Origin of the sequence: Citrobacter sp. Ca225 (assembly GCF_030337175.1) — a bacterium.
Taxonomy (GTDB): Bacteria; Pseudomonadota; Gammaproteobacteria; order Enterobacterales; family Enterobacteriaceae; genus Citrobacter_A; species Citrobacter_A amalonaticus.
On the sequence record NZ_JAOWCD010000042.1, the window covers coordinates 1 to 12,350 of the forward strand.

A 12,350-nucleotide genomic window follows, 5' to 3' on the forward strand; every position below is an offset into this window, starting at 1 on the left:
ATTGCTTTCATGCAGCGCCGGCACGCCGCCCCGCGCCAGCCAGAGCGATTCGCTGCGGCTGAAGGCCGTTTCACCGGGAAACAGCGGCTCAAAGTGGATGCTTCTGCCGCCGTTATCGTTAATGATCAGTTCGTTATCGTGGATTTGTAAGCGGATATCGAAGGGCGCTTTCCAGCCGGGGCCAAAAATACCCACCGGTGCAGGCGTTTTCGTCCGGTAGCTGTTGTAAGTCCTCGAGAGCACAAACGGCAACGGACCCGGCAGGGCGAAATCGGTTTCACCGGGCTGCACCTTAGCACCCAGCAACGGATTGACCGGGTTACCGGAAGTCATCCCTCCCGGGCAGACCGAACAGGCCACGCCTGTTGGCGCACCAATCATCACGCCCGCCGAGCCCTGAACAATGCTACCGCCCGTCTGCGTCATGTCGCCCTGACGCGCCGCCGGTTTTCCGCTCATGCTCAGTCCCTTTTGTTGTCATTCCCGCGATGGATACACAATAAATTTCTGAAGCAGAAAATAAAGTTTCACGTTTAAAGAAAAGATAAAACTAAGAATTTATTTAGATAAGTTAAAGGAATGTTCTTTTTGATTGATTGCGGCGGCCAAAAGAATGTTCTGCCATTTCGGCAGTGAGACTTCCAAAAATACGACCCCATTATTAGTGATCCACTTCACCTTTTAAATCACCTTGCCGAATTTTGTTATTTACCCTGACAAAAAATTGCTACGATAAGCTCAGTCTTAACACAGGCGGTGAGCAATGGATAAAGAACGCATCATTCAGGAATTTGTGCCGGGCAAACAGGTCACGCTGGCGCATCTCATTGCGCATCCAGGTGAAGAACTGGCGAAAAAGATCGGCGTTCCCGAAGCAGGTGCCATTGGCATTATGACCCTGACGCCGGGTGAAACGGCCATGATTGCCGGCGATCTGGCGATGAAGGCGGCTGACGTACACATCGGTTTTCTCGACAGATTCAGCGGCGCGCTGGTGATCTACGGCTCGGTTGGCGCGGTAGAAGAGGCCTTATTGCAAACGGTCAGCGGGCTGGGTCGGTTATTAAATTTCACGCTCTGCGACCTGACGAAAAGCTAATTTTGAGGTGCTCATGAAACGTATTGCGTTTGTTGGCACTGTCGGCGCGGGAAAAACAACGCTTTTTAATGCATTACAGGGAAATTATTCCCTCGCCAGAAAAACCCAGGCCGTGGAATTTAATGAAAATGGCGATATCGATACGCCGGGGGAATATTTTAGTCATCCCCGCTGGTATCACGCCTTAATTACTACGCTGCAGGATGTAGATACGTTGATTTATGTCCATGCGGCCAATGACAAAGAAAGTCGCTTACCTGCCGGGCTGTTAGATATCGGTGCCAGTAAACGACACATCGCCGTGATCAGCAAAACGGATATGCCGGATGCCGACGTAACCGCAACGCGGGAATTACTGCGCGGAATTGGGTTTCAGGAGCCGATTTTCGAGCTCAACAGCCATGACCCGCAAAGCGTGCAGCACCTGGTGGACTATCTGACTGAGCTCAGCCAAAAGGAGGAAGGGGCAGGTGAAAAAACTTATCACAGCTAACGATATACGTGCGGCGCACGCACGAGGCGAACAAGAGATGTCGGTGGTGCTGCGCGCCAGCATCATCACTCCGGAAGCCCGTGAAGTCGCGGAGTTACTGGGCATCACGATTGTGGAGCGCGAGGGATCCGCGCCAACGGCAGCGTGCAGTGTCGACGAGGCCAAATCTGAAACCCAGCGCATTCGTGAAACTATCATCGCGCAACTACCAGAAGGGCAGTTTACCGAAAGCCTGGTTTCACAGCTGATGGACAAGGTGCTGAAGGAAAAACAGTCGCTGGAGCAGGGTGAGATGCAACCGGGTTTTCACTCGGTGACCGGCAAAGGCGGCATCAAAGTGATCGACGGCAGCAGCGTTAAGTTTGGCCGCTTCGATGGCGCGCAGCCACACTGCGTAGGCCTGACCGATCTCGTCACCGAGCAGGACGGCAGCAGTATGGCCGCCGGGTTCATGCAGTGGGATAACGCATTCTTCCCATGGACGCTGAACTACGACGAAATCGACATGGTGCTCGACGGTGAATTGCATGTGCGCCATGAAGGCGAAACGATGATCGCTAAAGCCGGGGACGTCATGTTCATCCCGAAAGGCTCGAGCATTGAATTTGGCACGCCGACGACCGTGCGCTTCCTGTACGTTGCGTGGCCTGCGAACTGGCAATCGGTATGAAAGATTTCATCACCGAAGCATGGCTCAGAGCGAACCATACGCTCAGCGAAGGGGCGGAAATCCATCTCCCCGCTGACGCTCGCCTGACGCCCTCTGCCCGCGAACTGTTGGAAGGCCGTCATCTGCGCATCAAGTTTCTGGATGAGCAGGGCAGTCTGTTTGTCGACGACGAGCAACAGCAGCCGCAGCCGGTGCACGGGTTAACCAGTAGCGATACGCATCCCCAGGCCTGCTGTGAACTGTGTCGCCAGCCGGTGGCGAAAAAGCCTGACACCTTGACCCACCTGACGGCGGACAAAATGGTCGCCAAAAGCGATCCGCGTCTGGGCTTTCGCGCCGCGCTGGACAGCACCATCGCGCTGGCGGTGTGGCTGCAAATCGAACTGGCGGAGCCGTGGCAGCCCTGGCTTGCGGATATTCGTTCGCGGCTGGGCAACATTATGCGCGCCGATGCGATGGATGAACCCCTGGCGGCACAGTCCATCGTTGGGCTGAACGAGGATGACCTGCATCGTCTTTCCCATCAACCGTTGCGTTATCTGGAGCACGATCATCTGGTACCTGAAGCCAGTCATGGTCGTGAGTCCGCGCTGCTGAATCTGCTACGTACCAAAATTCGCGAGACGGAAACGATCGCCGCTCAGGTCTTTATCACCCGCGGATTTGACGTCCTGCGCCCGGATATTTTGCAGGCGCTGAACCGTCTCTCCAGCGCGGTCTACGTGATGATGATTCTGTGTGTCACCAAACACCCACTCACCGTCAACCAGATCCAACAGCGACTGGGAGGTGAACAATGATCATTGAACGCGCCCGTGAACGGGCTCAGCAGGCGCCGGCCCGGGTGGTCTTCCCAGATGCGTTAGACGAACGCGTGCTGAAAGCGGCGCACTACCTGCAACAGCACGGTCTGGCGCACCCCATTCTGGTGGCCAGTCCGTTTGCACTGCGCCAGTTTGCCCTCACACATCGGGTGGCGCTGGACGGTATTCAGGTTATCGACCCGTACAGCAATCTGGCGATGCGTGAAGCGTTCGCCCAGCGCTGGCTCGCCCGGTCTGGAGAGAAAACGCCGCCGGATGCCCTTGAGAAACTCAATGACCCGCTGATGTTTGCTGCGGCGATGGTAAGCGCAGGCCAGGCGGATGTCTGTATCGCTGGCAACCTTTCATCCACAGCTAACGTGCTGCGTGCGGGCTTACGCATTATTGGCCTGCAGCCGGGATGTAAAACGCTGTCGTCCATTTTCCTGATGCTGCCGCAGTACGTCGGACCCGCGTTAGGGTTTGCCGACTGCAGCGTGGTGCCGCAGCCGACGGCGGCGCAACTGGCAGATATCGCGATCGCCAGCGCCGACACCTGGCGCGCCATCACCGGTGAAGAACCGCGTGTGGCGATGCTGTCATTCTCCAGTCAGGGTAGCGCCCGTCATCCCTGTGTGGCGAACGTGCAGCAGGCAACGGAGATTGTTCGCGAACGTGCGCCCACGCTACTGGTGGATGGCGAATTGCAGTTTGACGCCGCCTTTGTGCCGGAGGTCGCTGCGCAAAAAGCGCCCGCCAGCCCTTTGCGCGGTAACGCCAACGTGATGGTTTTTCCGTCACTGGAGGCCGGCAATATTGGTTACAAAATCGCCCAGCGTCTGGGAGGGTATCGTGCCGTCGGGCCGCTGATTCAGGGGCTTGCCGCACCGCTTCATGACCTTTCGCGAGGCTGTAGCGTACAGGAAATTATCGAACTGGCGTTGGTGGCAGCCATGCCGCGCCAGACTGACGTGAGACGCGAACGTGACTCACAAACCCTGGTTGTATAAATGGTCCCGTTCTGGACCCCATGAGAGGAAAACACAATGGAAGCTTTAGGAATGATTGAAACCCGGGGCCTGGTTGCACTGATTGAGGCCTCTGATGCGATGGTAAAAGCCGCACGTGTGAAGCTGGTTGGTGTGAAACAGATTGGCGGCGGTCTGGTGACTGCGATGGTTCGTGGCGATGTCGCGGCCTGCAAAGCAGCAACAGATGCCGGTGCCGCTGCGGCACAGCGTATCGGCGAACTGGTCTCCGTTCACGTGATTCCGCGTCCGCATGGCGATCTGGAAGAAGTCTTCCCGATCAGCTTCAAAGGCGACAGCAACATCTAAGCAGGACTGGGGGCCGGATGGCGCTGCGCTTATCCGGCCTACAGGATCGCAGCACAACGTAACCCACGGAGGCGGGTATGAAACTGGCAGTCGTCACAGGACAAATCGTTTGTACCGTACGCCATCAAGGACTGGCACACGATAAATTGTTGATGGTGGAGATGATCGATGCCCAGGGAAATCCCGACGGGCAGTGTGCCGTCGCCATTGACAGCATCGGGGCGGGAACCGGGGAGTGGGTGCTGCTGGTTAGCGGCAGTTCTGCTCGCCAGGCGCATCGCAGCGAAGCGTCCCCTGTCGATCTGTGCGTGATTGGTATCGTCGATGAAGTGGTGGCTGGCGGTCAGGTGATATTCCACAAATAGGACTGAACATCATGAATCAACAGGATATTGAACAGGTGGTGAAAGCGGTACTGCTGAAAATGAAAGACAGCAGTCAACCTGCGACCGCCGTTCATGAAATGGGCGTCTTTGCCTCCCTGGATGATGCGGTGGCGGCAGCAAAAGTCGCTCAGCAGGGGCTGAAGAGCGTGGCGATGCGCCAGCTTGCCATTCACGCCATCCGTGAAGCGGGCGAAAAGCATGCCAAAGAATTAGCGGAACTTGCCGTCGCAGAGACCGGCATGGGACGCGTCGACGATAAATTTGCCAAAAACGTGGCACAGGCTCGCGGGACGCCGGGCGTGGAGTGCTTATCGCCGCAGGTACTCACCGGCGATAACGGCCTGACGCTGATCGAAAATGCGCCGTGGGGCGTCGTCGCCTCAGTGACGCCATCTACTAACCCGGCGGCGACGGTGATTAATAACGCCATCAGCCTGATTGCCGCGGGTAACAGCGTCGTGTTCGCTCCCCATCCGGCGGCGAAAGGCGTTTCACAACGCGCTATCACACTGCTTAACCAGGCGGTGGTGGCGGCAGGTGGCCCGGAAAACCTGCTGGTGACCGTAGCGAACCCGGATATTGAAACTGCGCAGCGGTTGTTTAAGTACCCAGGCATTGGTCTGCTGGTCGTCACCGGCGGCGAAGCGGTGGTCGACGCTGCCCGCAAACACACCAATAAACGTCTGATTGCCGCCGGTGCCGGTAATCCGCCGGTGGTCGTCGATGAGACGGCGGATCTGGCGCGGGCTGCACAATCCATCGTCAAAGGCGCTTCTTTCGATAACAACATCATTTGCGCGGATGAAAAGGTACTGATTGTCGTCGATAGCGTGGCGGATGAGCTGATGCGCCTGATGGAAGGCCAGCAGGCAGTCAAACTGAGCGCCGCACAGGCCGAACAGCTCCAGCCGGTGCTGCTGAAAAATATCGATGAACGCGGCAAAGGCACTGTCAGTCGTGACTGGGTTGGACGCGACGCGGCAAAAATCGCCGCCGCCATTGGCCTGCAAGTTCCGCCGCAAACCCGTCTGCTGTTTGTTGAAACGTCAGCCACGCATCCTTTTGCCGTCACGGAACTGATGATGCCGGTTCTGCCGGTGGTGCGGGTGGCAAATGTCGACGAGGCGATTGCGCTGGCGGTGCAACTGGAAGGCGGCTGCCACCATACCGCTGCGATGCACTCACGCAACATCGACAACATGAACCGGATGGCGAACGCCATTGATACCAGCATCTTTGTCAAGAATGGACCGTGCATTGCCGGGCTGGGGCTGGGCGGTGAAGGCTGGACCACCATGACCATCACCACGCCAACCGGGGAAGGGGTGACCAGCGCGCGTACGTTTGTGCGTCTGCGTCGCTGTGTATTGGTGGATGCGTTTCGAATTGTATAAGGGATGAATGATGGCGCACGACGAAGAAAATTGGCTCACGCCAAGACTGCAAAAAGCCGCTGACCTGTGTAATCAGGCGCCTGCGACGAGCGATTCCGCGCTGTGGCTGGGTGTTGATCTCGGCACCTGCGACGTGGTGTCGATGGTTGTCGACGGTGACGGACAGCCGGTCGCGGTGTGTCTTGACTGGGCTGACGTCGTGCGCGACGGCATCGTCTGGGATTTCTTCGGTGCGGTCACAATTGTGCGCCGCCATCTCGATACGCTCGAACAACAGCTCGGTAGCCGGTTTACCCACGCAGCGACGTCGTTCCCGCCGGGCACCGACCCGCGCATTTCCATCAACGTGCTGGAATCTGCCGGGCTGGAGGTCAGCCATGTGCTGGATGAACCAACCGCGGTCGCCGATCTGCTGCAACTGGATAACGCCGGTGTCGTGGATATCGGTGGCGGCACGACCGGGATCGCCATCGTCAAACAGGGCAAAGTGACGTACTCGGCGGATGAAGCGACGGGCGGCCACCACATTTCGCTGACGCTGGCCGGAAACCGGCGCATCGAACTGGAAGAGGCCGAGCAGGTCAAGCGCAGCAACGCGCAGGAGATTTGGCCGGTGGTGAAACCGGTCTACGAAAAAATGGCGGAGATCGTTGCTCGTCATATCGAAGGACAAGAAATAGCCGATTTATGGCTGGCGGGCGGCTCTTGTATGCAACCGGGCGTAGAGGCGTTGTTTCGCCAGCGCTTTCCTGAACTCCAGGTACATCTGCCCCGGCATAGCCTGTTTATGACACCGCTGGCGATCGCCAACAGCGGGAGAGAGAAAGCGGAGGGAATCTATGCAAGCTGAATTGCAGACGGCGCTCTTTCAGGCATTCGATACCCTGAATCTGCAACGCATGAAAACGTTCAGCGTACCGCCGGTCACGCTGTGCGGGCTCGGGGCGCTCAGTTCCTGCGGACAGGAAGCGCAATCGCGAGGCTTAAGCCATCTGTTCGTGATGGTCGACAGTTTCCTGCATCAGGCGGGGATGACCGCGTCGTTAGAGCGCAGTCTGGCGATGAAAGGCGTGGCGATGACGGTCTGGCCGTGTCCGATGGGTGAGCCGTGCATCACCGACGTCTGCGCAGCGGCCGCCCAATTGCGCGAGTCAAAATGCGACGGCGTTGTTGCCTTTGGCGGCGGTTCGGTGCTGGATGCGGCAAAAGCAGTCGCCCTGCTGGTGACGAATCCACATCAGACGCTGGCCCAGATGACGGAATACAGCAGCTTACGCCCGCGACTGCCGTTGATTGCTGTCCCCACCACCGCCGGAACCGGATCGGAAACCACGAACGTAACGGTGATTATCGACGCGGCGACAGGACGCAAGCAGGTGCTGGCACATGCGACGCTGATGCCGGACGTGGCAATCCTTGATGCCGCGCTGACTGAAGGCGTACCGCCTCATGTGACGGCAATGACCGGGATTGATGCGCTGACGCACGCGGTTGAGGCATACAGCGCGCTGAATGCCTCGCCGTTTACCGACAGCCTGGCGATTGGCGCGATTGCGATGATTGGCAAATCGCTGCCGAAAGCGGTGGGCTACGGTCACGACCTCGCCGCACGGGAGAGCATGCTGCTGGCCTCCTGCATGGCAGGAATGGCGTTTTCCAGCGCCGGGCTGGGGCTGTGTCATGCGATGGCGCATCAGCCTGGCGCCACATTGCACATTCCGCACGGCCAGGCGAACGCCATGCTGCTGCCAACGGTGATGGGCTTTAACCGTATGGTGTGTCGCGAACGCTTTAGCCATATCGGACGCGCCTTGACCAATAAGAAAGCAGACGATCGCGACGCTATCGCCGCCGTCAGCGAACTGATTGCGGAGGTGGGCCTGAACAAACGGCTCGCTGATGTCGGCGCAAAACCAGAACACTACAGCGTCTGGGCGCAAGCCGCGCTGGAGGATATTTGTATACGCAGCAACCCACGCACCGCCACGCAGAGCGACATTATTGAGTTGTACGCGGCGGCACAATAAAAGCATACCAGGACGTAGGCCAGATAAGGCGTTCGCGCCGCCACCCGGCAAAACGCGACATCATTGCCTGATGACGCTGCGCTTATCCGGTCTACGAAAACCCTGGCAAATGGAGATAAGGGTATGGGAATTAACGAAATCATCATGTACATCATGATGTTCTTTATGCTGATTGCCGCCGTGGACAGGATCCTGTCGCAGTTCGGCGGGTCGGCGCGTTTCCTCGGGAAGTTCGGCAAAAGTATTGAGGGATCCGGCGGTCAGTTCGAAGAAGGGTTTATGGCGATGGGCGCTCTGGGACTGGCGATGGTCGGTATGACCGCGCTGGCGCCGGTGTTAGCCAAACTGCTCGGGCCGGTGATTATTCCGCTGTATGAAATGCTTGGCGCGAACCCATCCATGTTCGCCGGAACGCTGCTGGCGTGCGATATGGGCGGCTTCTTCCTTGCCAAAGAGCTGGCGGGTGGCGACGTCGCGGCGTGGCTCTACTCGGGGTTGATTCTGGGGGCAATGATGGGGCCCACCATCGTGTTCTCTATCCCCGTTGCGCTGGGCATTATTGAGCCGTCTGACCGCCGTTATCTGGCGCTTGGGGTTCTGGCAGGCATTGTCACGATCCCTATCGGCTGTATTGCCGGTGGTCTGGTCGCGATGTATTCGGGCGTTGAGATCAACGGACAACCGGTCGAGTTCACCTTCGCGCTGATCCTGATGAACATGATCCCGGTGATTATCGTCGCCGTGCTGGTGGCGCTGGGGTTGAAATTCATCCCGGAAAAAATGATCAACGGCTTCCAGATCTTCGCCAAATTCCTCGTTGCGCTGATCACCATTGGTCTCGCCGCGGCAGTCATCAAGTTCCTGCTGGGCTGGGAGCTGATCCCCGGTCTCGACCCCATCTTTATGGCACCTGGCGACACCCCCGGTGAAGTGATGCGTGCCATTGAAGTGATCGGTTCTATCTCCTGCGTACTGCTCGGGGCGTATCCGATGGTGCTGTTACTGACCCGTTGGTTTGAGAAACCGCTGATGCGCGTCGGAAGCCTGTTGAAAATCAACAATATGGCAGCTGGCGGCATGGTGGCGACACTGGCGAATAACATCCCGATGTTCGGCATGATGAAGCAGATGGATACCCGCGGCAAAGTGATCAACTGCGCCTTCGCCGTCTCCGCAGCCTTCGCGCTGGGTGACCACTTAGGCTTCGCGGCGGCCAACATGAACGCCATGATCTTCCCGATGATTGTCGGCAAATTGATTGGCGGTGTTACGGCGATTGGCGTGGCCATGATGCTGGTGCCAAAAGATGAAAACGTTCCGGCAGAAACGGAAGTGGAGGCGCAATCGTGAACACGCGCCAGCTACTGAGCGTCGGTATCGATATCGGCACCACGACCACGCAGGTGATCTTCTCGCGCCTGGAACTGGTTAACCGTGCGGCAGTGTCGCAGGTGCCCCGTTACGAATTCATCAAACGCGACATTAGCTGGCAAAGCCCGGTCTTCTTTACCCCCGTCGATAAGCAGGGCGGGTTACGGGAGGACGACCTTAAAGCGCTGATCCTCGCGCAGTATCAGGCGGCGGGGATCGCGCCGGAATCGGTTGATTCAGGAGCCATCATCATCACCGGCGAGAGCGCGAAAACCCGCAACGCGCGCCCGGCGGTGATGACACTCTCCCAGTCGCTCGGTGACTTTGTGGTTGCCAGTGCCGGACCGCATCTGGAATCGGTGATTGCCGGTCACGGCGCCGGGGCGCAAACCCTGTCTGAACAGCGGATGTGCCGGGTGCTGAACATCGACATCGGCGGCGGCACTTCGAACTATGCGCTGTTTGATGCCGGAAAGGTGAGCGGCACCGCCTGTCTGAACGTCGGCGGGCGTCTGCTGGAGACCGACGGTCAAGGGCGCGTCGTACATGCCCATCAACCCGGTCAGAAGATTGTCGATGAGGTATTCGGGGTGGGTACCGATGCCCGTTCACTGACCGTCGCGCAGTTAGGGCAGGTGGCGCAGCGGATGGCGAGTCTGATCGTAGAAGTGATCGACGGCGCGTTGTCGCCGCTGGCGCAAACGCTGATGCAAACCGGGTTACTGCCAGCGGACGCGAAGCCGGAGGTCATCACCCTGTCCGGCGGCGTGGGAGAGTGCTATCGCAATCTGCCTGCCGATCCGTTCTGCTTTTCTGATATTGGGCCGCTGCTGGCGACGGCGCTGCATGAGCATCCGCGTCTGCGTGCGATGAACGTGCAGTTTCCGGCGCAGACCGTGCGCGCTACGGTGATTGGCGCAGGGGCGCACACGCTGTCGCTCTCGGGCAGCACCATCTGGCTGGAAGGGGTTCAGTTGCCGCTGCGCAATCTGCCGGTGGCGATCCCGATGGATGACGCCGATCTGGTTGGCGCGTGGCAACAAGCGCTGACGCAGCTCGATCTGGATCCACAGACTGACGCATACGTACTGGCGCTTCCCGCCTCGTTGCCGGTGCGTTACGCCGCATTACTTACGGTCATCGACGCGCTGCTGGCCTTCATCGCGCGTTACCCGAATCCGCATCCCCTGCTGGTGGTGGCCGAGCAGGACTTTGGTAAAGCGCTGGGCATGCTGTTGCGCCCACAGTTACAGCAACTCCCGCTGGCGGTCATTGACGAAGTGATTGTCCGGGCGGGCGACTATATCGACATTGGTACGCCTTTGTTTGGCGGATCGGTTGTGCCGGTGACGGTGAAATCACTCGCATTTCCTTCCTGAGGGAACGACTTATGAAACTAAAGACCACATTGTTCGGCAATGTTTATCAGTTTAAGGATGTAAAAGAGGTGCTGGCAAAAGCCAACGAACTGCGTTCGGGGGATGTGCTGGCCGGCGTCGCGGCGCAAAGCTCGCAGGAGCGTGTCGCGGCGAAACAGGTGTTGTCGGAAATGACGGTGGCGGATATTCGCAATAACCCGGTGATTTCCTATGAAGAGGATTGCGTCACACGCCTGATTCAGGACGATGTCAACGAAACGGCCTACAACCGCATTAAGAACTGGAGCATCAGCGAGCTGCGTGAGCATGTGCTGAGCGATGACACCTCGGTTGATGATATTGCCTTTACGCGTAAAGGACTGACCTCGGAAGTGGTGGCGGCAGTGGCGAAGATCTGCTCTAACGCCGATCTGATCTACGGCGGCAAGAAAATGCCGGTGATCAAAAAGGCCAACACCACGATCGGTATTCCGGGCACCTTCAGCTGTCGTCTGCAGCCGAACGATACCCGTGATGATGTGCAGAGTATTGCCGCGCAAATCTACGAAGGGCTCTCTTTTGGTGCCGGCGATGCAGTGATTGGCGTCAACCCGGTGACCGACGATGTGGAGAACTTAAGCCGCGTACTGGACACGGTTTATGGGGTGATCGACAAGTTCAACATCCCGACCCAGGGCTGTGTGCTGGCGCACGTTACCACGCAGATTGAAGCGATCCGTCGCGGTGCGCCGGGTGGACTGATCTTCCAGAGTATCTGCGGCAGTGAAAAGGGCTTAAAAGAGTTCGGCGTAGAGCTGGCAATGCTGGACGAAGCGCGTGCGGTAGGGGCGGAGTTTAACCGGATCGCCGGAGAAAACTGCCTGTATTTCGAAACCGGACAGGGCTCGGCGCTGTCCGCCGGGGCGAACTTCGGGGCGGACCAGGTAACGATGGAAGCACGTAACTACGGCCTGGCGCGTCATTACGATCCATTCCTGGTGAACACCGTGGTGGGCTTTATCGGGCCGGAGTATCTCTACAATGACCGCCAGATTATTCGTGCCGGTCTGGAAGATCACTTTATGGGCAAGCTGAGCGGCATCTCGATGGGCTGTGACTGCTGCTACACCAACCATGCCGATGCCGATCAGAACCTCAACGAAAACCTGATGATTCTGCTCGCCACCGCGGGCTGTAACTACATCATGGGTATGCCGCTTGGCGACGACATCATGCTCAACTACCAGACCACCGCCTTCCACGATACGGCGACCGTACGCCAGTTGCTGAATCTGCGTCCGTCGCCGGAGTTTGAACGCTGGCTGGAAACGATGGGCATTATGGCAAACGGTCGCCTGACCAAACGGGCGGGCGATCCGTCACTGTTCTTCTGATGACGCGGGGATGACAAA

General features: G+C 58.2%; 14 protein-coding genes. 13 read left to right on the plus strand and 1 reads right to left on the minus strand.

Annotation, left to right across the window (positions count from 1 at the left end; genetic code table 11):
• A partial coding sequence (locus tag OGW13_RS01280; protein WP_287115489.1) for a DUF6531 domain-containing protein occupies window positions 1–459 on the minus strand: 459 nt, incomplete at its 3' end.
• A gap of 304 nt (window positions 460–763) precedes the next feature.
• Here OGW13_RS01280 and eutS point away from each other — a divergent pair.
• The 13 genes from eutS (at window position 764) to eutB (ending at window position 12,332) form a co-directional block, all read left to right on the plus strand.
• Complete coding sequence (gene eutS / locus OGW13_RS01285; protein WP_042317647.1) at window positions 764–1,099, plus strand: ethanolamine utilization microcompartment protein EutS; 336 nt, start codon at window positions 764–766, stop codon at window positions 1,097–1,099.
• A gap of 13 nt (window positions 1,100–1,112) precedes the next feature.
• Window positions 1,113–1,592 carry an ethanolamine utilization acetate kinase EutP gene (gene eutP / locus OGW13_RS01290; protein WP_042999879.1) on the plus strand — a complete coding sequence of 160 codons (480 nt, stop codon included), beginning with the start codon at window positions 1,113–1,115 and terminating at the stop codon, window positions 1,590–1,592.
• The gene (gene eutQ / locus OGW13_RS01295) at window positions 1,570–2,262 is read left to right on the plus strand and encodes an ethanolamine utilization acetate kinase EutQ (protein ID WP_061069793.1); all 693 of its coding nucleotides are present in this window, start codon (window positions 1,570–1,572) and stop codon (window positions 2,260–2,262) included. Before eutP ends, eutQ begins: the two co-directional genes overlap by 23 nt.
• Window positions 2,259–3,062 (plus strand): ethanolamine utilization cob(I)yrinic acid a,c-diamide adenosyltransferase EutT, encoded by an 804-nt coding sequence (eutT, locus tag OGW13_RS01300; protein WP_042999881.1) that lies wholly within the window; start codon window positions 2,259–2,261, stop codon window positions 3,060–3,062. The genes eutQ and eutT overlap by 4 nt, the downstream gene beginning before the upstream one ends.
• Window positions 3,059–4,075 carry a phosphate acetyltransferase gene (pta, locus tag OGW13_RS01305; RefSeq protein ID WP_042999882.1) on the plus strand — a complete coding sequence of 339 codons (1,017 nt, stop codon included), beginning with the start codon at window positions 3,059–3,061 and terminating at the stop codon, window positions 4,073–4,075. Before eutT ends, pta begins: the two co-directional genes overlap by 4 nt.
• 36 nt (window positions 4,076–4,111) lie before the next feature.
• A complete protein-coding gene (eutM, locus tag OGW13_RS01310) occupies window positions 4,112–4,402 on the plus strand; it encodes an ethanolamine utilization microcompartment protein EutM (protein ID WP_000387720.1) in 291 nt (96 codons plus the stop codon).
• A gap of 77 nt (window positions 4,403–4,479) precedes the next feature.
• On the plus strand, window positions 4,480–4,767 hold the full coding sequence (gene eutN, locus OGW13_RS01315) for an ethanolamine utilization microcompartment protein EutN (protein WP_042317652.1): 288 nt from the start codon (window positions 4,480–4,482) through the stop codon (window positions 4,765–4,767).
• A gap of 11 nt (window positions 4,768–4,778) precedes the next feature.
• The gene (locus tag OGW13_RS01320; RefSeq protein WP_042999883.1) at window positions 4,779–6,182 is read left to right on the plus strand and encodes an aldehyde dehydrogenase family protein; all 1,404 of its coding nucleotides are present in this window, start codon (window positions 4,779–4,781) and stop codon (window positions 6,180–6,182) included.
• Between the two features lie 10 nt (window positions 6,183–6,192).
• Window positions 6,193–7,032: an ethanolamine utilization protein EutJ gene (eutJ, locus tag OGW13_RS01325; protein ID WP_042999884.1), complete on the plus strand. Its 840-nt coding sequence runs from the start codon at window positions 6,193–6,195 to the stop codon at window positions 7,030–7,032.
• Window positions 7,022–8,209, plus strand: coding sequence for an ethanolamine utilization ethanol dehydrogenase EutG (eutG, locus tag OGW13_RS01330; protein WP_287115490.1), 1,188 nt, complete (start codon window positions 7,022–7,024; stop codon window positions 8,207–8,209). Before eutJ ends, eutG begins: the two co-directional genes overlap by 11 nt.
• 123 nt (window positions 8,210–8,332) lie before the next feature.
• Window positions 8,333–9,559 (plus strand): ethanolamine utilization protein EutH, encoded by a 1,227-nt coding sequence (gene eutH, locus OGW13_RS01335; RefSeq protein ID WP_042999886.1) that lies wholly within the window; start codon window positions 8,333–8,335, stop codon window positions 9,557–9,559.
• Entirely contained in the window at window positions 9,556–10,959 is a 1,404-nt protein-coding gene (eutA, locus tag OGW13_RS01340; RefSeq protein WP_044258361.1) for an ethanolamine ammonia-lyase reactivating factor EutA, read from the plus strand. Before eutH ends, eutA begins: the two co-directional genes overlap by 4 nt.
• Window positions 10,960–10,970: 11 nt before the next feature.
• Window positions 10,971–12,332 carry an ethanolamine ammonia-lyase subunit alpha gene (gene eutB / locus OGW13_RS01345; protein WP_042999888.1) on the plus strand — a complete coding sequence of 454 codons (1,362 nt, stop codon included), beginning with the start codon at window positions 10,971–10,973 and terminating at the stop codon, window positions 12,330–12,332.
• The last annotated feature ends 18 nt before the right edge of the window (window positions 12,333–12,350 follow it).